Source organism: Paraglaciecola hydrolytica (genome assembly GCF_001565895.1).
Lineage (GTDB): Bacteria > Pseudomonadota > Gammaproteobacteria > Enterobacterales > Alteromonadaceae > Paraglaciecola > Paraglaciecola hydrolytica.
On record NZ_LSNE01000003.1, the window covers coordinates 160,346 to 183,863 of the forward strand.

Consider the following 23,518-nt stretch of genomic DNA (forward strand, 5'->3'; position numbering starts at 1 on the left):
TTACTAACAAGCATTTTGCCTGTCACCACACACTCAGATTGAAGGTAACATTGAGCAATATACATTCCTGTTTGTTAGTCCCTGATGCCCCTTGGATTTGTTTAAATCCACATTTTTGTACACCATCAAACATGGAGCAATATTACTGTGCCTGAACTCAGTATTAGCAATAACATCAGAGAATTGCGCTTTTTTGCCGATGAAATGACTCAACAAGAGCTAGCAGAATTAGTCGGTGTGAGTCGCCAAACTATTATGGCAATAGAAAAATGTAAGTATTCACCAACATTAGAAATCGCATTTAAGATTGCTGAAATTTTTGGCCAAACCATAGACGAAGTATTTCAATACAAAACCAAACAAATTTGAAATTCAGCTCTCTATTTACTGACCATAAAAAAGCCCACAAGATTGTGGGCTTATTTTTATTGCTCTATATCATAAGTAAATATTCACATTATTTATCGCCAATCCATTCCACTCGATATAGATCACGACGCCTGTCTAGATAATTCCTCACTGAACCTTCATTCTCAAGTTGTGTTAATTTATCAAAATCTAAATCAACAATTAGAGTCATTTCAGTATTGGGTGTCGTTTCAGATACTATGGCATCATGTGAAAATGCAAAATCAGAAGGTGAAAATACTGCTGATTGACCATATTGAATATCCACGTTATCAACCTGAGGCAAATTACCAACGCTACCTGCAATCGCTACATAACATTCATTTTCGATAGCCCTTGCCTGCGCACAACGGCGCACACGTAAATAGCCATTTTTGGTATCTGTCCAAAATGGTACAAACAATACTTTGATGTCTTGTTCTGATAACAATCTGCCGAGTTCAGGAAACTCCACATCGTAACAAATCAAAATTCCGATTTTGCCAAAGTCAGTATCAAAAGCTTGCAGCTTATTACCACCACGCATAATCCAATCACGCTTTTCATGCGGTGTGGGATGTAACTTATATTGACTCTCGATTGCACCACTTCTGTGGCACAAATAACTAATGTTATATAACTCATCATCCTCAATAACAGGCATAGAACCGGCAATAATATTAATGTTATACGATACCGCTAAACGCGACATTTCAGTCAATATCTCATCGGTGTAAGCCGCCAAATTCCATATTGCATCAATGGATGATTGAGCGGGTTTAATCCCCATGAGTGGCGCATTAAAAAATTCCGGAAACAAAGCAACGTCACATTTGTAATCAGACAAAGCATCAACAAAGTATTCTGCCTGTTGTAACAATGCTGGCACATCTTCAAAGTAACGCATTTGCCATTGCACACAGCCTATACGTGCAGTATTTCGATGCCCACCAAACAGTTTTTGCTCTTCTGGATCATAATAAATATTGTGCCATTGCAGTAAAGTGGCATACCCCATCGAATCTTTGTCTTCAGGTAAATAGGCTTTCAAAATCTGCTTAACTTCAAAGCCATTCGATAACTGAAAGGTCAAAATAGGATCAAACAAATCTTTAGATTTTACCGCTTCTATATATTGGTAAGGCGTCATGTCTTTAGCATGTTTACGATAATTGGGAATGCGTCCACCCGCCATAATCGATTTTAGATTAAGGTTTTTACACAGTTCACGACGTCCTTCATACAAACGTCGACCGACACGTAAGCCTCGATATTCTGGTGAAACAAATACATCAACACCGTACAGCACATCGCCCTTAGGATCATGAGTCGTTAGATAAGCATCACCGGTAATTTCGTCGTAAGTATGTTTGTCGCCAAATTTGTCGTAATCCACAATAACTGAAAACGCACAAGCTATGACTTTGCCCTTGTCTTCGATACAAATTTGCCCTTTAGGGAACATGGTGAGCATGGCTTGAAACTTTTTAAAAGGCCAAGCTCCGCCTACTTTATCGTAGACCACATCCATTAACTCTTTGACGTCTGCATAGTCTTCAATGGTCAAATACCGAAGCTCAAAGCTATGTTCTGCTTCTTCAATTAGCGAAGCGGTTTCCTTATTTTCAAGCATGGTCAGGCCCTCTGAAATGTTATGGAGTGAGATTATTTTTGGTGAGTAGATATTCGTGTTCCGGATCGACGATCAAACGCCCCTGCATGGCTTCTCGTCCGAGCAACATCAAATAGCTCATTTCTGAGCGATCGGTTAAGGTTAACTGGATTGGCCAACTCATACCCGCTAGGACGATCGTAGTGGTGATGACATAGCGTTTTTCCCGTGTTGCGGTAGAACTTTTAATTTTACGTACATCTTCAACTTTTACTTCACGACGTACTATTTTACTTACCTGATGAATATCAGGATGGATATCAAAACTAACCCAGGATTCACCATCACGCTCAAAATCATCAATATTATCTACATGTAAAGATGATGTGGCCGCTCCGGTATCAACCCTCACGTTTAAGCCAATGATACTCAATTCAGGTAAATCGCATAACTCTAGTGAGCCAACTATGTGTTTGTTCCCGCTTACATTCATTGTCTACCTCGTTTATGACTTACAGTACTATCGAATATTCCGTTAAATCCAGATTATCCTGTAATAACTCCAAGCCAACTGCCACTGAATCTGGCTGTTTAAAATATGCGACGTGGTACATAGCCTCGCCAGTTTGGGTCAATGGAATATTTTGCTTGCCGATGATAACTCCCTGAGCAGGTGCGGTAATTTTACTTAACTCATTGCCATAGGGATCAGAGATAGTCGCTAAGGTATCACCTTTTTGTACATGATCGCCTAGTTGTGCAACATGATTAACCAAACCACTTTCGCTGGCTCTCACCCAGCCACTTTGTCTGGCAATAAAAGGCTCAATATCATGTTCTTTATTGGCTTTTCTTTTGTTCAGCATACCAATTTCACGCATCACATTAACTACGCCCTTTAGCCCTGCACGAATCGATAGCTCGTCATAACGGAGTGCTTCACCAGCTTCATATAGGATGACTTTAACTCCCATATCAGCGGCGCACTGGCGTAAAGAACCTTCACGAATATCCGTATTTAACATCACTGGCAGACCAAAAGATTTAGCCATGCGTAAGGTGGTTTCGTCACTAAAATCCCCACGTATTTGTGGCAAGTTACTGCGATGAATGGCACCCGTGTGCAAATCAATACCATAATCACACTTCGCGACTATTTCATTGATAAACAAATGGGCAATTCTGCCCGCCAACGAACCTTTGGCCGATCCTGGAAAAGAGCGATTGAGATCACGTCTATCAGGTAAATAACGACTTTGATTTAATACCCCATAGACATTCACCATAGGTACAGCAATCAAAGTACCGCGCAGTGCCTTAATTTTTTTACTCTTTAATAATCTGGCAACGATTTCAATGCCATTAAGTTCATCACCATGGATAGCAGCACTGATAAACAAAGTAGGGCCCGGTCTTTTGCCACGTTGCACATATACCGGAATTGGCAACTTGGTATCGGTGAATAACCTTGGAGTCGGGAGTTGGATCTGCTTTGATTCACCAGGCAGAATGGTTACTCCAGCAATTTCCAAGTTTACAAAATTCACTTAACCCTTCCCTACGGTTTTGTTTTTATGCGGCTGTGCATTGGCTTCGATAAATTCAATAATCATTGCCGCCACATCTTTGCCAGTGGCTTTTTCGATACCTTCCAAACCAGGAGAAGAATTCACTTCCATCACCACTGGGCCATTATTGGAACGCAAAATATCCACACCACTCATATTAAGTCCCATGGTCTTGGCCGCATTAATGGCGGTTTTACGTTCCGCAGGCGACAACCTAACCAAACTGGCAGTACCGCCGCGATGTAAGTTTGAACGAAACTCCCCTTCATTGGCTTGGCGTTTCATGGCAGCAACCACTTTACCACCCACCACAAAACAACGAATGTCCGCACCGCCGGCTTCTTTAATATATTCTTGTACCAAAATATTGGCGTTTAAACCCATAAAGGCTTCAATGATGGCCTCAGCAGTTTTTTGGGTTTCGGCTAATACCACACCTATGCCCTGAGTCCCTTCTAATAATTTAATCACCACTGGGGCACCACCGACGTTTTTGATTAAATCGTCAATTCGGTCGGGATGATTGGCAAAACCAGTACGTGGTAAACCTATGCCTTTACGTGACAACAACTGCAAGGAACGCAACTTATCCCGCGAGCGACTAATAGCCACAGATTCATTGATCGAAAACGTGCCCATCATTTCAAATTGACGCACCACAGAGGTTCCGTAAAACGTAACAGACGAGCCAATTCTTGGAATAACCGCATCATAGGTGGGCAGAGGCTCACCCTTATATCGAACTGAGGGGCGACTACTGGTAATATCCATATAGCAGTGCATTGTATCTATTATGTCAACCGTGTGACCGCGTTGCTCCCCCGCCTCTTTCAGGCGCTGGGTTGAGTACAACTTAGCATTACGTGACAATATGGCGATACGCATAAAATTTCTCCGCCGAATATTTTTGTATATTCGAAAAACATTCAAATTAGTCTGCATTATATAGCTAAACGTTTGTTAAATGTCGTAAAATTAAAAAAATTACCGAACCTACCATCGGTAAATAGCAGTAATGGAGCGCTTCTATGGTAAGCCAAGAGCAACGCGAAAACGCCTTTTTATGGATATTGGATGCGCTAAAAAACGGTGATATAGCAGTCCCTATCATCGCCCGAGATTTTACTCCGGAAGACTGGGCATTTATTTTTGAAGGTTTGCCCAAGGTGCTGCGTTTTGAACTGTGGCAAACCCTGAGTGAAGACAAAAAATCGCCCATTCTGGCGGCCATGCGTGATGACTCTCGTGAACAACTCTTATCTATGCTCAGTTCAGAGCATCTGGAAGATGTCGCTCGCTCTAGTAGTGCCGAACATCTAGTAGAAATTCTCGACGTATTACCAAATAAAATCGCCAAAGGCCTAATCAAAAAACTGAACTCTGAAGAATCAGGTTTGGTGGAAGAGGCCCTGAACTACGATGATAGTCAGGTTGGTCGTTACATCAACCATGATCTTTATACCGTGCACAAAAGTGCCAACGTGGGTGATTTACTTGAAGAACTCAAAGATGAACTACTACCACCTTATACCGACAGCATTCTGGTAGTGGATGAAGCCAATCATTATTTAGGCCAAGTGGATATCAACGCATTATTTAGCAACAAGCCTGAACTTAGCCTTGTGCAAATTGCAGAATTTTCTGACCGAGTTATATCTGCTGATTTAGATTTATATGATGCCGCCGAAGCGGTTAAAAGCAGTGGGCGCTCAATGTTACCGGTTATCGCCAAAGACGGTCGACTCGTAGGCCGCTTTACGATTAAAGATGCCATAGACGTGTTCCAAGAATATTACGAAGCTCAGGTATCCCATATGGGTAGAGTAAGTGACGAGGACTTATTTGCTCCGGTCATAACCAGTGCTCGTCGGCGCGCAGTTTGGTTAGGCATCAACTTAATTACCGCTTTTGCAGCATCGATAGTGATTGGCGTTTTTGATGAAGTTGTTGCCCAAGTAGTCGCCCTTGCGGTATTGATGCCTATTGTCGCCAGTATGGGGGGAATTACCGGCAGTCAAACCCTGACTTTAACTATTCGGGGGCTAGCCACAGGTCAACTGGCAAAATCAAACTTACGTGCCTTGGGTAACAAAGAAGTATTAGTGGCATTTTTTAACGGGATACTTTGGGCTGCGGTGGTATCGGTTATCACCTCATTTTGGTTTGATAACCCTTGGTTATCCGCCATTATCGGCGTTTCATTGATACTTAATATGTTGGTGGCCGCGTTTGCAGGCATTGCCATTCCAGTATTGCTCGACAAAATTGGTATCGATCCTGCGCTGGCTGGCTCCGTTATACTAACCACTGTCACTGATGTTGTGGGCTTTTTTGTGTTTCTTGGCTCAGCCTCCTTATTACTGATTTAGGTGAGTTACTAAGATAAAAGCTGTCTGGTCATAGCCTTGTCATCTTTTGTTCTCTATAATTCGGCACTTTGTACGCGACAAGCTTGGGGTTAAACAACAGCAATGGTTAATAAAAAGAAGTGGACAATAGAAGATTCCGAAAACCTTTACCGCGTTAATCGCTGGGGTGCCGGCTATTTTGAAATTGGTCAGAACGGTAATTTAAACATTACTCCTGATCCGTCTAACAAAGACATCCGCATTGATTTTAAAACCGTTATTGAAGAAATCAAAGAGGAAGGCATTCAGTTTCCTGTGGTAGTGCGCTTTCACGATATCTTGCGCTCGCAGGTAGCTCTGCTCAACGAAACCTTTCGTAAAACCGTCAAAGAAGCGGATTACAAAGGTCAATACATGGGTGTTTATCCCATTAAAGTTAACCAGATGCGTGAAGTGGTCGAAGAGATCGTTGATGCTGGTAGCCCATTTAATTATGGCTTAGAAGCTGGCTCTAAAGCCGAATTACTCACCGTAATGGCTTACAATACCAACGAAGAATCACTAACCGTATTAAATGGTTATAAAGATAAAGAATTTATGCGTTTAGCCCTCTTAGGTAACAAGCTGGGCCGCAAATTTATCGTGGTTATCGAGAAATACTCTGAACTGCTCCTGTTGGTTAAAACCTCAAAAGAATTAGGTATTACTCCAATGATTGGGGTGCGCTCTAAAATGACGGTAAAAGGTCGTGGAAAGTGGGAAGGTTCAGGCGGTGATCGCGCCAAGTTTGGATTAACTATAGCCGAAATCATTAGCGCGGCACGTTACCTCAAAGAAAACGGCATGGCCGAATGTTTAACCCTATTGCACTTCCACATAGGAAGTCAGTTAACCGACATACGTGCAGTAAAAGAAGCCATTACCGAAGGCGCGATGATTTACGCAGACTTATACAACATGGGTTTTAAACTCAATTATGTTGATGTGGGCGGTGGTTTAGGCATTGATTATGATGGCAGTAAGTCCACCAGCGATTCTTCCAGAAACTACAGCATGGATGAATACGTAGCCGACATCGTTTTTGGTATGAAACAAGTATGTGATTTGGAAAATGTACCTCATCCTACCCTTGTCAGTGAAAGTGGCCGTGCTATTACTGCCCACCATAGTTGTGTAGTGACTCAAGTTGTAGGTGAAATCAAAGCCTACAGCATGGGCATCGATACCGCTCCGGTAGACGATGAGCATTTTTTACTGACTAACATGCGTGAGTTGTCGATTGAAATTGACAAGCAAAATAACCTACAAGAAATTTTCAACGATGCATCACAATTTAAAGAGCAGGGTTTAACCGCCTTTAAACTGCGAGTTGTATCACTTGAAGAGCTGGGCATGATCGAAACTTTGTATTGGCAGATCATGGTTAAGCTGCAAAAACGCTTGAAGGAAATCGATTTTGTTCCGGATGAAATGAAAGAATTAGATTACGATCTTTCCTCTCAGTACCTGTGTAATTTTTCGGTATTCCAGTCTGCCGCCGATACCTGGGCGATAGACCAGGTTCTGCCGGTAATTCCTTTAACCAGGATGGATGAAAAACCTACGGTTAATTGCTCACTGGTAGATATTACTTGCGACAGCGACGGTAAATTAGATCAGTTTGTCAGCGAACACGGCATCGCTGATATTATTCCTATGCATGAACTCATACCTGGTGAAGATTATTATCTCGGTCTGTTTTTGACGGGTGCTTATCAAGACGTAATGGGCGATATGCACAATTTGTTTGGTCGTCTAAATGAAGTGCATATATTCAGTTACGATGATGATCCTGAAGATTTTTATATCGAAGAAGTGGTAAAAGGTTCATCGGTAGAAGATGTACTGTCAATTATGCAATACAACCCTGGTGCCATGGCACAAAGTGTTAAACGCATGATCGACGGCCATGTTTCTAAAGGTCAGTTAAACCCTCGTGAAGGGGTAAAATGGACCGACTTTTATGAAAACTGTTTAAAAGGTTATACCTACCTGAAAACCACCGATTAATAAACGATTCACCAGTTCCAATTCAAACGCCGTTTAATAGATTATTAAACGGCGTTTTTGTTAATAAGATGCCGCCATCGAGTTATTGCTCAACAATTTGTCTTGTTTTTCTAATGCCTTAAAACAAGCAGCCCAAAAATCCGCAGTAAATTGGTTAATCAAGTTAGATTCGGCGTTCATTAACATCACATAGCCGACACCATAATCTGGTGCAAAAGCCACATCAGCCCGATAGCCCTGCACCCAACCACCATGGTAATTCAAGGTATGGCCATTAAAATCATAAATACGCCAACCCAAACCATAGTGAGCATCTTTAAGGTACTGTCGCCACTCTCGCCGATACGTTTCGCGTTTACTGAGGGTAATTGGCCTAGTGACAGTTTGTACTAAACTGGCGGGTAAAATGTCTGGCTGTTCACCTAATAAAGCTCTCACCCACAAAACCATATCTTCAATACTGGCATTAACGCCGGCGGCGGGGGAATATTGGTAATAATCATCTCTAACACTGACTGCGCGCCAATCACTTCTGCCTACTGCCACATGTGGCCTCGCCCAGTTTTTTTCAGCCTGTAACGCGACTTTGCCCACACTAGCGTGAGGCATGTTTAGCGGTTTAATTATTTCCTGATTGAGCGCTTGCCCATAAGAACTATGATGCTGGCTAAAATACTCTTCGATAACCCCAAACAAGGCATTTTGATAGGTATAACATTTACCGGGTGCGCACAGTGGAGTGAGTTCCGATAACATCGTCAGCACTTTGGGCAGTGGGTAGTTAGCCTCAATCAAATTATCGTAGGCATTGGGCATAAAACCGCTTGATTGCCCCACAATATGCTGGAGCTGCAATGCCTTATCACCACTAGCAGCAAAAGCATAATCAGGCACTAACTGGGCGATAGGTTGCTGCCAATCAAGACGCTGTTGCGCCACATATTTTGCCATCAACATAGAGGTAAAGGTTTTAGATACTGACGCTAAGCGAAATACTGTGTCAGTATTAATGCTGGCCCCGTTTTTAGTCTCTTTGCCATACAGAAATACTTTAGCTACTTTGCCTTTTTCAATATACGCAAATACATAGCCAGGTAAGTTTTTATTAACTGCCTGTTGCTGTGTATTTTCTGCGAACTCTTGCAACCAAGGCTGAGTACTCTCGCCATTAGCAGCCAGAGCAGATGTACCTATGCAAAAACCCAACAACCATAATATTTTTTTGAACTTCAAATTTGACTCAACTGCTTGGAGATAAAAATAAACGCGGCCATTATCTGTCGGGAACCGACCAATAAGCAACCTTAGTCACCGTTTCGACATCTTCAGAAACAAAAAACAACAGTATAATAAAGGTATTGTTCACTACCGTTTTCGTCGCATCACTCATGAAGAATCAGGTTAATATAGTGCCAGTTTAACTTGTATGCATTTATTGACTCATGACTGACACTCACCTCTATCAACAAGCTCGTTTAAGCCGCGATCCGCGTTTTGATGGCAGCTTTTTTGTGGCAGTCAAAACCACTAAAATATTTTGTCGGCCCATTTGTCCGGCCACCCTGCCTTTAGAAAAAAATGTCGAATATTTTGTCATGGCTCAACAAGCAATGCAGCAAGGCTACCGCCCATGTTTGCGATGTAGGCCAGACAGCGCGCCGCGCTCTAATCCTTGGCAAGGTGTATTGACAACTGTTAAACGTGCCAGTCAACTATTACATAGCAACCACCAACTAAACATTAGCGACATTGCCGCAAAATTGGGAATAAGTGACCGTTACTTTCGGCAGTTATTTCAACGTCAGCTAGGTATTAGTCCTAAACAGTTTCAATTGTTTGATCAAATTTTATTTGCTAAACACTTACTTCATCAAAGTAATCTATCCGTCGAACAAATTGCTCAAACTAGTGGTTTTAATAATGCTCGACGATTACAAATACAAATGAAAAAAGTGACCGGACTGACACCGTCACAAGTGCGCAAACAACAACGTCATATCGAGCAAGACATTAATCTGACAATGGCGTTTCGTCCGCCATACAACTGGCCGCATATCCGTGATTTTCTCGCTGCACGTGCTATTCCCGTTATCGAAAAAATCTGCGAACACAGTTACGCACGTAGTTTTATATTGGGTGATTGTAGAGGTTGGTTTCAAGCCACATTTGATGAGCCTAATAATCAATTTAGCTTATGTATCAAACTAGACAACATCAAAAGCCTAGCTCAGGTACTGCGAAATATAGAACGAGTGCTGGATGTGTCCGCAGATATTCAGGCAATCCAACAACAACTTAAAGCCAGTGGTGTTCCCCATGAACTACTTAGCGAAGGCATGCGTTTACCTGGGATATGGGATCCTATTGAAGCAGGTTGCCGGGCGATTCTAGGTCAACAAATTTCCGTCAAAGCGGCGATAAACTTGGTATCTCAATTAGTTAATGAACTTGGTGAAAAATCGCCTGATGGACATTATTTTCCGACACCACAGAATATCGCCACACATGATTTAACGTTTTTAAAAATACCCGACAGTCGCAGACAAACTTTAAAAGCTTTTGCGGCCTGGTGTGAACAACACCCAGATGGCGAAATTGATGACTGGCTTACGATCAAAGGCATCGGTCCATGGACTGTTGCCTATACCAAACTACGCGGATTATCCTCGCCTGATATTTGGTTAGACACTGACTTAGTGATTAAAAATCAATTAAAAAAATATGCAATCAATGCTGAACTTGCCAGACCTTGGCGCAGCTACTTGACCTTACAACTTTGGAAACTGGCATGAACATAAGATCACAGTTTATCGACTATCTACAAAGCCCTCTAGGCTTATTAGAAATACAGGCTTCCATTCAGCACCTGGAAGCAATAAAATTTGTGAGTGACTATTCACTTCCAACAAACCCCAACGTAGTAACAAGTAAAACTAAAGAGCAATTAACAGAGTACTTTGCGGGAAGCAGACAGAGATTTACCTTGCCACTGGGCGCCAAAGGCACACAATTTCAACAACAAGTGTGGCAACAATTACTTAAAATCCCCTATGGCACAACCTGTAGCTATAGCCATATTGCCCAAGCGATGCAAAATCCTAAGGCGGTGCGCGCAGTAGGTGCCGCTAATGGGCGTAACCCTCTGACCATAGTTGTGCCTTGCCACCGAGTAATAGGTGCTGATGGTAGTTTGACAGGTTATGCTTGGGGCACATCTATCAAAGCAGCTCTGCTGCAACATGAACAAACACATAAATACCCAAAATCATAGGAATAGCACGGCGGCGGCGAATAAATGCAGCCAAACAAACGTGCAGTTTCAAGGGTGAAGGGGATACAGCTAACGGAGCGCCACTGTGCCTTATCAATATTTTTTGGAATTATTGCTGTTATCAGCTATCTGGGGCGCGTCATTTTTGTTTATGCGGAATACCTCAGCAGAGTTTGGCCCTATCATGCTTATCACCCTACGTACGGGCATTGCAGCTTTAGTCTTAATACCTTTTGTTTTGTATAAAAAGCAGTGGAATCTTATGTGTCGTTACTGGCTGCCAATATTATTAGTAGCACTCACTAATACCGCTATTCCTTTTTGTTTGTTCAGTTATAGCACCTTGTATCTTGGTGCTGGCTACGCTTCATTGCTTAATGCCACAGCGCCAATGTTTGCCGCTTTAGTGGGCTTTTACTGGCTAAAAGACAACTTAAGCCTAATTGCAGTAGTAGGTTTGATTATCGGATTTATCGGCGTGCTATTACTCAGTCTGGCCCGTCAAAACACCGATTTTGAAACGAGTTTGTTGCCCATACTAGCCGCACTCTGTGCCACATTTTTATATGGCGTTGCCGCCTGTTTAACTAAACGTTATCTACAAGGAGTAAATTCATTAGCTATTGCTACCGGTAGCCAATGTTTTGCGGTATTGGTGTTGGCGCCATTAAGTTTAGTATATTGGCCAAGTTCAATGCCAAACATGCAAAGTTGGTGGCAAGTACTGGCTTTGGGAGTGTTTTGTACCGCGTTAGCCTACATTTTGTATTTCCGTCTTATTGCCAATATAGGCGCAGCCAAAGCAATTACCGTCGCGTATTTAGTACCTGTGTTTGGAATTTTGTGGGGTATAAGTTTTTTAAATGAACATCTGACACTACAAATGTGGCTCGGTGCAGCACTGGTATTATTCGGCGTTGCATTAACCACAGGTTTAGTCAAACGACGCAAAGCAACGCCATTGCCTGGGTAAACAAATAATGCCTATTATGATTCGATTAACTGCATCCGAACCACATTACGACCATCTCGTTTGGCTGCAAACAAGGCATCGTCTGCAGCTGAAATGACTTCTGACATTCCACGTGAAATCGCGGTGAAGGAAATACCAAAACTGCCAGTAATTTGAATCGATGTAGTACCTGTGGTAATTGTCATGGCAGCCAGTTTATTACACAACTTTTGGCACAATTCAGCAGCTTCGTGAGGGCCGGTGTCCGGCATTAAAATGATAAACTCACCTCCCCCCCATCTTCCAAGTATGTCGTTTTCTCGGATCTCGTTATTTAACATATGTGCCACTTGGCGTAACACTATGTCCCCGGCTTTACGACCATGAGTTTCATTAATAGGTGTGAAATTATCCAAATCTATCAGCACCAAACTGACAGATTGTTTTTCATACATTAACTCTTCAAATTTAAGTGTTACGTTACTGCGATTAGGAATTTCAGTCAGGATATCGATTTGTTTGATCTTCTGAATATCCTTTTTAAAGTAATACAAAAGATTATAAATCAATAAAAACAGCCCAAAAATAATGGCCAGTAGCGTCACTATACTGATGATAAACCCACGGCTGATATCAGTTTGGCGGGATTGCAAAGGGGTGATCAGATAAAGCGTCCAATCAAATGGCTGGATGTTCAGTTCGGCAATCAGCGATTCGACGCCTTCTACAGGTACCAAAAGATTATTTAAAGATTGTTGCTGCTCTGTAGGTAAATCGGCAAACCAAGGGAGGTCACGCATGTTTTTGAAGGTGACACCCTGAATTTGTAACTCGGGGTTTGAAGTTAAGGTGATGTCATTGTTTTGATCGACAAAAATAAAATCGTAGCCATAGGTTTTTTTATAGTCGTTAAATACTTCAGTAAACCCTTTTAAGCCCTTACCTACACCAAACACACCCAAGAATTTGTGTTGTTCATCATAAACTTTTAAATCGATATAAAACTGGGGGTTTTGCCACTGGCCTATATCTGCCATGGCATCAGTGGGTTGTGCTTTGTAGCGAAAGTACCAATCTACCTCGCCCTCAATTAGCGCTATTTTACTACCATCAGAATTGTATTGAGTGCGGCTGTTTTCACTGGCGATAAAAAAATTCAAATTAAATTCGTTATGCATTCGCTTCAAGGTAGAGAATATCTGCGTTTCATCAATCGTAGTGGCCCCCATTAAATCATGTAATTCACGGGCTTTAACTAAGGTTTGCGATATGTGCAAAGGTTTCATCAACTCTTCGACAATGAGTTGCAATGCTGGGGAATGGGACTGCTGCTGTGCTCTGCTTTGTTCTGCCACAATGTTAGAAATACTAATGTGAACCAGCGTCACAATGGATACGACTACAATGATAAACAGTACCACTATACTTCTATGTAGGGTTCTAAAAATATTCACAGGCAGCCTTGCTTATGTTGAGTTTAATTTTTATATCAGCCAGTCATCTCTTCAGCTTAGGAGCTATTGCACAGTAGCGCCGCGTCAAAATCAAGATGTTCCTTGTTTTATCTTGAAATTAGCTGATTTATATCATTTAAGCTTCTAATTACGCCACAAATATGACCTAAGGCCTTAACAATTTAAACCCATGATAATTGGTTTGAATGCCCTAAGCAGTTCCAATATCATAACAGCCTGAAAGTGCCACGCGACTTAACTACATACTGATACAATAGCAAAGCACTTAGTTAAAATCGATATTGATAAATGTTGAATTAACACATTCAAAAGATTGCTTACTACCTTGGATTGGGATCGAATAATGATAAATACAAAGGACAAAATATGACGTTTTCTGTGGTGATATTGGCTGCTGGTAAAGGTACCAGAATGAAATCTAACTTGCCTAAGGTCTTACATCCAATTGGTGGTAAACCTATGGTACAGCACATTATCGATACCGTTCGTCAGATTGGTGCTGAAAATATTAATCTTATTTATGGCCATGGCGGAGATCAACTACAACAAGCATTAGCTCACAATCAAATGAACTGGTGTTTGCAGGCAGAGCAGTTAGGCACTGGACATGCTGTACAACAAGCCATTCCCCATCTAAATGACAAACAAGATGTATTAATTTTAGTTGGCGACGCCCCATTGATTAAAGCCAGTACTCTTGAACAATTATTAGCTGTAAAACAACATGCGGACCTCGCGTTATTAACCGTGCAATTGGATGATCCAACGGGCATGGGCCGCATAATTCGTAAAGGCGAGCAAGTCACCGCCATCGTTGAACATAAAGATGCAACAATTGAGCAGCTTGCTATAAGCGAAATCAATACCGGCATGATGATCATGGGCAGTAAGGATCTTAAACGTTGGTTAAGTCAGTTAGACAATAACAATTCTCAGGGCGAATTTTATTTGACCGATGTGATTGCCATGGCTGCAACTGAAGGTAAAACCATAAAAGCCTCACACCCCAGCAGTGCTGTTGAAGTTGAGGGCATAAATAATCGCATGCAATTAGCCAAGATTGAACGCGCGTTTCAGCTTAACCAAGCTAACGTTCTCATGAGTAAGGGTGTGACTTTATGCGACCCCCAACGTTTTGATTTACGTGGTGACTTGGTGGTAGGGCAAGATATCGTTATTGATATCAACGTAGTGATTGAAGGCACCGTTAGTATTGGCTCGAATGTCACTATTGGCCCCAACTGTGTATTAATCGATTGTGAAATTGGCGATGGCACGGTAATAGAAGCCAATTCCATTATTGAACAAGCCAAAGTGGCTGAGAATTGCAGTGTTGGACCTTTTGCCCGTTTACGCCCAGGCACCGTATTACTAGAAAAATCCAAAGTAGGTAACTTTGTTGAACTGAAAAAAACCACTTTAGGTGTGGGCTCAAAAGCTAACCACTTTACCTACTTAGGTGATACCACAGTGGGCAGCAAAGTTAATATTGGCGCCGGCACTATTACCTGCAACTATGATGGCGTGAATAAATTCAAAACAGAAATTGGTGATGGTGCTTTTATCGGTTCTAACAGTTCATTAGTTGCTCCGCTAACAATAGGTAAAAATGCCACTGTGGGTGCTGGCTCAACAATTACTAAATCCATCGAAGATGAAGAGCTAGCTATTGCCCGTACTAAACAACGCAATATTGCAGGCTGGCAACGTCCAGTGAAGAAATCTTAATAAGCCCACATATACTTACGAATAAGAAACAATAACTTTCATAACGAAAGATAATCTTGCATTTAGTAATTTATTAATTAAACTGGCTCGGTCTTCTACTTAGAGTCAGTTTATTGTGCAAAAACGCAATACCCAACAACGCCGCCGTGCAATCATTGAATGCCTAAATGAGCAGGGCGAAGTGCTAGTTGATGAACTAGCTCGTCAATTTTCCACCTCAGAAGTCACCATTCGCAAAGATTTAGGCGAGTTAGAAAACAATGGTTTATTGCTGCGCAAGTTTGGCGGCGCGGTATTGCTGCCCAAAGATGCCTCTGAATTATCCAATGAAAAACTTTCGAGTCGAAAGATAGCTATAGCCCAAGCAGCAGCTAATTTAATTAAAGATCATAATCGCATCATTATTGACAGCGGCAGCACCACGTCTGCCTTATTACCCTTACTTAAAAGTAAATTAGGTTTGGTCGTGATGACTAATTCGCTACAAGTTAGTAACTATTTATTAGAGCAAGAAAACGAACCCAAAGTGCTAATGACGGGTGGCTCGTGGGATACCCAGTCTCATTCTTTTCAAGGTAAGATGGCTGAGATGGTGTTGCGCTCGTATAACTTTGATCAAGCGTTTTTAGGTGCAGCAGGATTAGATTTAGAACATGGCACCACCACTTTTAATGAATTGACCCAACTAAGCAAAGTGATGGCCGAAGTATCACAGCAAGTGATAGTCATGGCAGAATCGGAAAAGTTACAACGCAAAATACCTAATGTGGAATTGCCCTGGCAAGCCATCTCGATTTTAGTCACAGATGATCTCATCTCGGCTGAAGCTAAAAAATTGATTGAACAACAAGGCGTAGAAGTTATCTGCGCAGTTACCCTTTAAACGGAGCAAGCTTATGTGTGGAATTGTCGGTGCTATTGCAGAACGTAACGTAGTCGAAATCTTACTTGAAGGCCTAAAACGTCTTGAATACCGTGGCTACGATTCCGCCGGTGTAGCCTTGTTAGATTCAGATGGCAACCTCACTCGCACTAGACGCATAGGTAAAGTGAAAGAACTAGCCGATGCCTTACACCAATATCCGGTTAAAGGCGCAACTGGGATTGCACATACCCGTTGGGCTACCCACGGCGGCGTTACCGAAGCCAATGCTCATCCACATTTTTCCAGCGAACGTATCGCCGTAGTACATAACGGCATCATCGAAAATTATCAGCAATTGCGCCAAGATCTCACGGCCAAAGGTTATGGCTTTACCTCGGATACCGATACCGAAACCATTGCTCACTTAGTACACTGGGAAGTAGACCAATGTAAAGACTTACTAACTGCCGTGCAACGTGCAGTTAAGCAATTTCATGGCGCTTATGGCACAGTGATAATGGACAAAGAAGATCCTGAACGTATCATCGTTGCGCGCTCTGGCAGCCCTTTAGTCATAGGTTTAGGCATAGGCGAAAACTTTATCGCCTCTGACCAAATGGCACTATTGCCTGTTACCCGTCGTTTTATGTACTTAGAAGAAGGTGACGTTGCCGAAATTACTCGCACCAGTATCAAAGTTTATGACCGTCAAGGTCGATTAGTTGAGCGTGACGTTAGCGAGTCGGATGTCGAACATGACGCAGGTGATAAAGCCGGTTATCGCCACTACATGCTCAAAGAAATTCACGAGCAACCTACTGTGGTGCGCAATACTCTTGCAGGTCGTCTCAGCGAAAGCGGTGTAAGCGCAAATATATTTGGCCATGGATCTGAAGACATCTTAGCTAAGATTAAACACGTACAGATCATCGCCTGCGGCACCAGTTACCACTCAGGCATGACAGCCCGTTATTGGTTAGAGCAATACGCCAACGTATCGTGCAATGTGGAAATCGCCTCAGAGTTCCGTTATCGCAAATCCTTTGTCCATCCTAATAGTTTGATAGTGACGATTTCACAATCCGGCGAAACTGCTGATACGTTAGCCGCTTTACGCTTGGCCAAAGAACAAGGTTACACCGCCAGTTTAGCCATCTGTAATGTGCCCGGTTCATCCTTAGTGCGTGAATCCGACATGGCCTTTATGACCTTAGCCGGAGCCGAAATTGGGGTTGCTTCTACTAAAGCATTTACCACTCAACTTACTGGCCTTTTAATGCTGACCTTAGCCTTAGGCAAATATAATGCAATGCCAAAAATCGTTCATGACGATATCGTTAAAGCGTTGCATAGCCTGCCTACTAAGTTAGAAGAAACCTTAGCCTTGACTCAAGGCATTAAAGAATTAGCAGAAGAATTTGCCGACAAACAACATAGTTTGTTTTTAGGCCGTGGTGATCAATATCCCATCGCCATGGAAGGAGCATTAAAGCTTAAAGAGATTTCTTATATCCACGCTGAAGCCTATGCCTCAGGTGAATTAAAACACGGTCCTTTAGCCCTGATCGATGATGAAATGCCCGTTATCGTGGTTGCACCTAATAACGAACTACTCGAAAAACTCAAATCCAACGTTGAAGAAGTTCGCGCTCGTGGCGGCATCATGTACGTGTTTGCTGATAAACAAGCCAACTTCAAAAGCGACAAGACCATGCGGGTGATTAACGTGCCTCATTGTGAAGCCGCCATCGCGCCGATTATCTACACCATACCCTTACAGTTACTTTCGTATTATGTAGCTATCATCAAAGGCACTGATGTTGACCAACCTCGTAACCTCGCCAAGAGCGTCACTGTCGAATAAAACCTGAGGGTTCTAAAATCTCTTAAGGAAAAATAGTCAAAAATTGCCAAGCAAATAATGGAGCCAAACTAGGCTCCATTATTCATTTTGAATGGTAGAAACTAGGGTTATTGAAAGACGAGTTTAAACTCATTTTGAGCTAACTCTTTTTTCCGAGTTGTTGGATTGGCAAAGTTAATTATAAATTGCTGACGAACGCCCTTATGTTCCACTTCCACTGCATATTCGCCGTAAAAAGCTTGAACCTCTACTTTGCCCTGACTATCGACAAGATACTGCCCACTGCTATTCCATGTGTGGCTAAATAACTTATGCAATGCCTTGGCATTAGGTTTGGCTTGCCCCTGGTTATCAATCATCGCACCTTGGGGTGTCCACATTTGTGGTTGGTAAAAGCCCCAGCGAGTCACGCCAACTGTGGCGGGGTGAGCCAACATCGCGGTGTAAAAGTCACTTTCGTAGGCGGCTTGCCCTTGAGCATCACGGGTGGATAAATCAAATTCGGTGATGCGTATGGGTAGCTTAAAGGTGGCAAATCGGTCGAGTACTGTCCATAACTTTTCTACTGGGGTAACAAGTGCCGTAAAGTGCCCTTGCATGCCAATACCATGTAGTGGTGCCCCTTTGGCAAGTAAAGTAGTGATCAATTCAAAATAGAGATCTTGCTGACGGATATTGTTGCCACCATCAGTTAAAATACTGTTTTCATTAATATAAAGTTTGGCCTCTGGATGCAAACGGTGGACTAAGTGAAACCATGCAACAACCTGATCTAACCAACGATCCTCACCCACCACTTTTGCCCAGTCATGTTCGTCACGTAGTTCATTTATGACATCAAATTCATTGATACCAAGTTGTTTAAATAGCGGTACCACTTTTTCTAAATGCTGATTGATATGTGCAATAAAAGCTTGTGCATCACCTCGCAGCGACACCAAAGATTGGGGACTAAACCGGAAACCCGGATATAACAAAGAGTGGCCACGAGAAGGGATCTGTTGTTGCTGAAAATAGCTCGCCATATCAATATAATCTTGCTGCCGCACTGGGTTTGCCCACCCCCAATCAGCCCAATACACAGGGGTAGTCGCCACATTAAAGTAGTATGAAAACCACTGCTGATACTGATTCATAATTGGCGCATTGTTGGTCAACACATTGCTAACAAAGCTGCCAAACTCATAATCGTTGCGACGCTGCTGCAATATAACTTGGGCACCAAGCAGAGCTTGGCCGTCACTATTTAGCACGTTAAGTTTAAGTTGGCCTTTACGATGTTGCTCAATCATCGTCTGCGCGGTATTTCGCCATGGTGCCTCTGCTTCCATGCCGTCATATTGCAGTGCTGTAACAGGGAGTTCGTTTTCGTTAACGTCACTGGCAAGTGCCACCAAAGCAAGTTCGGCTATATCAATGCTTTGTTTGCCCAACCCCAAATGCAAACTCAGTATTGCAGCGTTTTTATCTAAATTTTTTGGTGATCGAGCCACACCAATAACCTGTTGCCATTGTGCTGTCGCTTTAAAACTAACAGTGGTAATGCCTAACCACGATGGCTTATTGACCTCAACTTGACCTCGTATATTGCCCTCGGTAGCGTCAGGCGATAGGCGAGTTTTAAAACTGACCATTACCCATTGATCTTTTTTGATAGGCTGTGGATTGCTCCATGAATGCATGACAACATGCCAAGCTTGTTCGGTTTCCTTTAAGGTGTGGATACGTAGTATTGGACTATTAACCATGCCATCACTTGGGAGCCATTGGGATTTGTATGCACCAGTCTGGCCCGAGACCTTAAGGGTTTCATCTGATGTTGAAGTAAAAAACCACTGGGGCTGGGCATTAGCAGGTAGTTGTTGCTCAAGTTGTTGTATATAAGTGGGAGCCGCCCACGCTGGCATCACCACTAATACGGCGAACCAAAAGACAAAGAGGTTAGCTTGATGGCGTAATACCCCTACAGAACGAAAATTTAACAAAGGCTAAGACCCTAAAATAGCGCTATTTAGCTAATAATTTTAAGCTAGCCGCGGTAAGTGCTTCGGTAGCTGTAGCGATCACTTTATCCGCCTCTGGCGCCCAAAATGGGCTATGTAAAGAGGGCAACTTAGCACCACTTTCTTTAGCTTGTTGCCATTGTTTTTCAGGTACTCCACCGACCCAAAAAATCAGACTTTGAATGCTTTTGTCGGCGCGATAATAACGGCCAAAATCTTCGCCAGCCATACTGGGTTTGATCGCTCTAACCCGTTCTTGCCCAAATCGTTGCTCAAACAAGCCAACCATCTGTTGAGTAATTTCAGCAGTATTAAAGGTTGCAGGTGTGTATTCGTCTTGAATTTCGACTTCTGGCATCAATTCATCGGATAAACCAGCGGTGATCGCTTCGCCTTTGGCAATACGAGCGATACCATCCAGCAATTTTTGCCGAGTTTCATCAGAGTAACTGCGCACAGTCAGCAACAAAGTCGCCTTGTCAGAAATTATATTGTGTTTCGAACCCGACTGAAAACTCCCCACGGTAACCACTGCGGGTTCTTGTGGATCAAGCTCACGACTGACTAAAGTTTGCAAAGCCCCCACGATGCGACTGCCTAATACGATAGGATCTTTAGTGGCATGGGGATAAGCACCATGGCCACCCACACCATGCACGGTAATATTGACACTATCCACATTGGCGAGGGTAAAACCATCGGTATAACCAATCACGCCTGCGGGTAAATCCGCTGAATTATGAAAGGCTAAGGCATAGTCGGGTTTAGGAAATTTTTCATACAAACCTTCTTTAAGCATATCCCGCGCGCCACGTCCTCGCTCTTCTGCTGGTTGCAAAATCATCACCAAAGTGCCAGACCAATTGGATTTACGTGCGACTAATTCTTTAGCCGTACCTAACCAAGCTGTCATGTGAGTATCGTGAGCACAAGCGTGCATTACGCCAGTTTCTGTGCCCTCTTCTGTCATGGCTATTTGTTTAGAGGCAAAAGCTAGTCCTGTTTGCTCAACAACCGGTAAACCGTCCATATCAGCGCGGATCATTACAGTAGGGCCTGCACCGTTTTTAAGTACAGCAACCACACCGGTGCCACCAAAATTTTCGGTGACCGTAAAACCCAGTTCACGTGCTTGTTTGGCGAGTTTTTTCGCTGTTTTTACTTCGACACTGCTTAATTCAGGCGTTTGATGCAAGTCGCGATAAACTGTCATTAATTCAGGCAGTTGCTGTTTAACAGATTCAGTTAGGGTATCTGCTATAACTGTCGTGCTGAGCAAGAGACTCATTGTTAATGGAATTGTGTATTTCAAAAAATTCTCCTAAGGTAAGTGCGTCACAACAACTCATGAAGCCTATTAGTTATTAACGCCGCTAATTAAAACACTTCGCTGTAGGCAAATAACCCCTGACTACCACCGGTATGTATAAACAAAACATTCTGCTGTGGTTTAAACACACCTTGCTGACATAAATCTATCAAACCTGCCATGGCTTTGCCTGTATAAACAGGATCAAGTAACAAGCCCTCTAGCTGCGCCAGTAAACGCACTGCCTCAACCATTTTTTCAGTGCTCATACCATAGGCTTCACCATAATACTCACCATTGGTTTTCACCTTGCCTTGCATTAAGTGAGTATCAATTTCTAAGAGGTTTAAGCTTTGTTTGAGCAAATCTTCGACCAGTATTTGTTGATCTAAACCTGGACGACTAACACAAATCCCCAGCACGGAAATGTCGCACTGGTTGGCAATCAATCCTGCCAGCAAACCAGCTTGAGTACCGGCACTGCCAGTGGCTAGTACAATCTGATCAAATTCAATATGCGAGGCTGCACTTTGTGCAAGGATCTCATTGGCACAATTGACATAACCCAAACTGCCTAACGCGTTAGAGCCGCCCACAGGAATAAGATAAGGGGTTTTACCTTGTGTGGCTAAATCTGCCAGTACCTGACTAAGTACCTCTGCACTATTTTGTGGCTCACTCACCCTATGTACGACAGCACCACAAAGTTGATCTAATAATAAATTGCCATTGTGGTAATAATCTCGCTGCGGCACGCCTTTTACGTCTTCCAAAATCAACTCACAGGCCAAACCTAACTTAGCCGCCCCAGCCGCGGTTTGCCGAGCATGATTAGATTGCAGTCCGCCCAAGGTAAGCACTGTATCAGCGCCCTGTTGCAAAGCATCTGCTAATAAATATTCAAGTTTACGGGTTTTGTTACCACCGCCAGCCAAACCGGTACAATCATCCCTTTTTACCCATATGTGGCAGCCTAGGTAAGCCGATAATCTCGGCAACTTCTCCAAGGGAGTAGCTGAGTGACTCAAATGAATACGGGGGAAGGTATCTAGTCCGAGCATAACGTAACGACCAAGGCAGTGAACATTTGGTTAGCTTAACGCGGTCTGACTAGTTTATTCCAGCATTAGCTTATACACAGAATAATATTGTTTTGAAGCGCCGTTCTCTTTTTGCTACTTTACGTCAATATTCCTACGTCAAAGAAATCACGTGAATTTGCTATTTTTGCTGTTTAGCCAAATTATCGCTTTGCCAGAACAACCTGATATCCGACTTGAAATCATTGGCCAAGCCTCAAAAGAAGCAACCTGGGCTTTTTTCGCGCCTCACGAAAATGAAAACGTGGTTAATCAGTATGTAATTGAACAAATTCAAGATAAAGGCGGAGTTTTTGTGATCCTACGCCAAAAGGGCGAACGTTTAATCCGTCTGAACATTGAGCCATTTAGTGTCAGAATGGATCCAAACCGTATATTTACCGAAGCAGGCAGACGTAAAAATATTCTCAAGCTCAATCCAAGTTTGCGCGAAAACACTTATGTCTTTCATCGTGCTATGCGCCGCTCTGCCTCATTAGCCAAGTTAATCCTGAATGCCTTAGGTGGCAAAGATAATGCTAAAACATGGGTTGCTATCCACAACAATACCCAGGGTTACCGTGGTGATGATAAACAGGGCATTGGCGATATTTCCATTCATTATTATCATAAAAAACTTGCTCTTGATGCTGGCTTTTTAATCGCCGCATCGCCCCCGCAAGGTGATGAAGACGACCTATTCTTTGTGACGGATCAAGATGATTTTAATGCCATGCAACAACATGGCTGGAATGTAGTATTACAACATCCTCAAGTAGTCAGTAAAGCCAGCCAAGATGATGGTTCATTGTCAGTATTTGCGCAAAAAAATGGTATTCGCTATATCAATATTGAAGCTGAACGCAGTACTGACAATTTTGGTGTTAACCATCTTGAATTGCAAAGTCAGATGGTCGATTTTGTCTTTTCACGCTTACAAAGCCCTCTCGAGCATAATATTACTCATAAATAAGTCCTTAAAATTTAACAACTTTTATTGCTGTTTTA

At 42.7% G+C, this 23,518-nt stretch carries 19 protein-coding genes; 10 read left to right on the forward strand and 9 right to left on the reverse strand.

Annotation, left to right across the window (positions count from 1 at the left end):
• Window positions 1–147 precede the first annotated feature (147 nt).
• Window positions 148–369, forward strand: coding sequence for a helix-turn-helix transcriptional regulator (locus AX660_RS03275; RefSeq protein WP_157884302.1), 222 nt, complete (start codon window positions 148–150; stop codon window positions 367–369).
• Window positions 370–457: 88 nt separating this feature from the next.
• Here the strand turns inward: AX660_RS03275 and AX660_RS03280 are convergent, their stop codons facing one another.
• Genes AX660_RS03280 through rimK form a run of 4 tightly spaced genes read right to left on the reverse strand, consistent with a single transcriptional unit; the run spans window position 458 to window position 4,452 of the window.
• A complete protein-coding gene (locus AX660_RS03280) occupies window positions 458–2,020 on the reverse strand; it encodes a bifunctional GNAT family N-acetyltransferase/carbon-nitrogen hydrolase family protein (RefSeq protein WP_068372485.1) in 1,563 nt (520 codons plus the stop codon).
• Between the two features lie 19 nt (window positions 2,021–2,039).
• Window positions 2,040–2,492, reverse strand: coding sequence for an ATP-dependent zinc protease family protein (locus tag AX660_RS03285; protein ID WP_068372487.1), 453 nt, complete (start codon window positions 2,490–2,492; stop codon window positions 2,040–2,042).
• Between the two features lie 19 nt (window positions 2,493–2,511).
• Window positions 2,512–3,546: a succinylglutamate desuccinylase/aspartoacylase family protein gene (locus AX660_RS03290; RefSeq protein ID WP_068372490.1), complete on the reverse strand. Its 1,035-nt coding sequence runs from the start codon at window positions 3,544–3,546 to the stop codon at window positions 2,512–2,514.
• The gene (gene rimK, locus AX660_RS03295; RefSeq protein WP_068372493.1) at window positions 3,547–4,452 is read right to left on the reverse strand and encodes a 30S ribosomal protein S6--L-glutamate ligase; all 906 of its coding nucleotides are present in this window, start codon (window positions 4,450–4,452) and stop codon (window positions 3,547–3,549) included.
• A gap of 143 nt (window positions 4,453–4,595) precedes the next feature.
• On the opposite strand from rimK, the gene AX660_RS03300 reads away from it, so the two are divergent.
• Window positions 4,596–5,936, forward strand: coding sequence for a magnesium transporter (locus AX660_RS03300; protein WP_082768721.1), 1,341 nt, complete (start codon window positions 4,596–4,598; stop codon window positions 5,934–5,936).
• Window positions 5,937–6,038: 102 nt separating this feature from the next.
• Window positions 6,039–7,964 (forward strand): biosynthetic arginine decarboxylase, encoded by a 1,926-nt coding sequence (gene speA, locus AX660_RS03305; RefSeq protein WP_068372496.1) that lies wholly within the window; start codon window positions 6,039–6,041, stop codon window positions 7,962–7,964.
• 60 nt (window positions 7,965–8,024) lie between these two features.
• On the opposite strand, the gene AX660_RS03310 is transcribed toward speA, so the two are convergent.
• Window positions 8,025–9,197: a serine hydrolase domain-containing protein gene (locus AX660_RS03310; protein ID WP_407669337.1), complete on the reverse strand. Its 1,173-nt coding sequence runs from the start codon at window positions 9,195–9,197 to the stop codon at window positions 8,025–8,027.
• Window positions 9,198–9,406: 209 nt separating this feature from the next.
• Between AX660_RS03310 and AX660_RS03315 the strand changes: the two genes are divergently transcribed.
• The 3 genes from AX660_RS03315 (at window position 9,407) to AX660_RS03325 (ending at window position 12,208) form a co-directional block, all read left to right on the forward strand.
• Window positions 9,407–10,756 carry an AlkA N-terminal domain-containing protein gene (locus AX660_RS03315; RefSeq protein WP_068372499.1) on the forward strand — a complete coding sequence of 450 codons (1,350 nt, stop codon included), beginning with the start codon at window positions 9,407–9,409 and terminating at the stop codon, window positions 10,754–10,756.
• Window positions 10,753–11,235: a methylated-DNA--[protein]-cysteine S-methyltransferase gene (locus AX660_RS03320; RefSeq protein WP_068372502.1), complete on the forward strand. Its 483-nt coding sequence runs from the start codon at window positions 10,753–10,755 to the stop codon at window positions 11,233–11,235. Before AX660_RS03315 ends, AX660_RS03320 begins: the two co-directional genes overlap by 4 nt.
• 85 nt (window positions 11,236–11,320) lie before the next feature.
• On the forward strand, window positions 11,321–12,208 hold the full coding sequence (locus tag AX660_RS03325) for a DMT family transporter (RefSeq protein ID WP_068372505.1): 888 nt from the start codon (window positions 11,321–11,323) through the stop codon (window positions 12,206–12,208).
• Between the two features lie 14 nt (window positions 12,209–12,222).
• Here the strand turns inward: AX660_RS03325 and AX660_RS03330 are convergent, their stop codons facing one another.
• The gene (locus AX660_RS03330) at window positions 12,223–13,641 is read right to left on the reverse strand and encodes a sensor domain-containing diguanylate cyclase (protein WP_068372508.1); all 1,419 of its coding nucleotides are present in this window, start codon (window positions 13,639–13,641) and stop codon (window positions 12,223–12,225) included.
• Window positions 13,642–14,028: 387 nt separating this feature from the next.
• On the opposite strand from AX660_RS03330, the gene glmU reads away from it, so the two are divergent.
• The 3 genes from glmU (at window position 14,029) to glmS (ending at window position 18,119) form a co-directional block, all read left to right on the forward strand.
• Window positions 14,029–15,390, forward strand: coding sequence for a bifunctional UDP-N-acetylglucosamine diphosphorylase/glucosamine-1-phosphate N-acetyltransferase GlmU (glmU, locus tag AX660_RS03335; RefSeq protein ID WP_068372511.1), 1,362 nt, complete (start codon window positions 14,029–14,031; stop codon window positions 15,388–15,390).
• Window positions 15,391–15,505: 115 nt separating this feature from the next.
• Complete coding sequence (locus AX660_RS03340) at window positions 15,506–16,273, forward strand: DeoR/GlpR family DNA-binding transcription regulator (protein ID WP_068372514.1); 768 nt, start codon at window positions 15,506–15,508, stop codon at window positions 16,271–16,273.
• 13 nt (window positions 16,274–16,286) lie between these two features.
• The gene (gene glmS / locus AX660_RS03345; RefSeq protein ID WP_068372517.1) at window positions 16,287–18,119 is read left to right on the forward strand and encodes a glutamine--fructose-6-phosphate transaminase (isomerizing); all 1,833 of its coding nucleotides are present in this window, start codon (window positions 16,287–16,289) and stop codon (window positions 18,117–18,119) included.
• Window positions 18,120–18,226: 107 nt separating this feature from the next.
• On the opposite strand, the gene AX660_RS03350 is transcribed toward glmS, so the two are convergent.
• From AX660_RS03350 to AX660_RS03360, 3 genes are all read right to left on the reverse strand, one after another.
• Entirely contained in the window at window positions 18,227–20,104 is a 1,878-nt protein-coding gene (locus AX660_RS03350) for an endo-1,4-beta-xylanase (protein ID WP_068372519.1), read from the reverse strand.
• Window positions 20,105–20,126: 22 nt separating this feature from the next.
• Window positions 20,127–21,410, reverse strand: a complete 1,284-nt coding sequence (locus AX660_RS03355) for an amidohydrolase (protein WP_068372522.1) — start codon at window positions 21,408–21,410, stop codon at window positions 20,127–20,129.
• Window positions 21,411–21,499: 89 nt separating this feature from the next.
• The gene (locus AX660_RS03360; protein WP_068372525.1) at window positions 21,500–22,492 is read right to left on the reverse strand and encodes a D-cysteine desulfhydrase family protein; all 993 of its coding nucleotides are present in this window, start codon (window positions 22,490–22,492) and stop codon (window positions 21,500–21,502) included.
• Window positions 22,493–22,643: 151 nt separating this feature from the next.
• Here AX660_RS03360 and AX660_RS03365 point away from each other — a divergent pair, with 151 nt between their 5' ends.
• Window positions 22,644–23,483 carry a hypothetical protein gene (locus tag AX660_RS03365; RefSeq protein WP_068372528.1) on the forward strand — a complete coding sequence of 280 codons (840 nt, stop codon included), beginning with the start codon at window positions 22,644–22,646 and terminating at the stop codon, window positions 23,481–23,483.
• Window positions 23,484–23,518 lie beyond the last annotated feature (35 nt).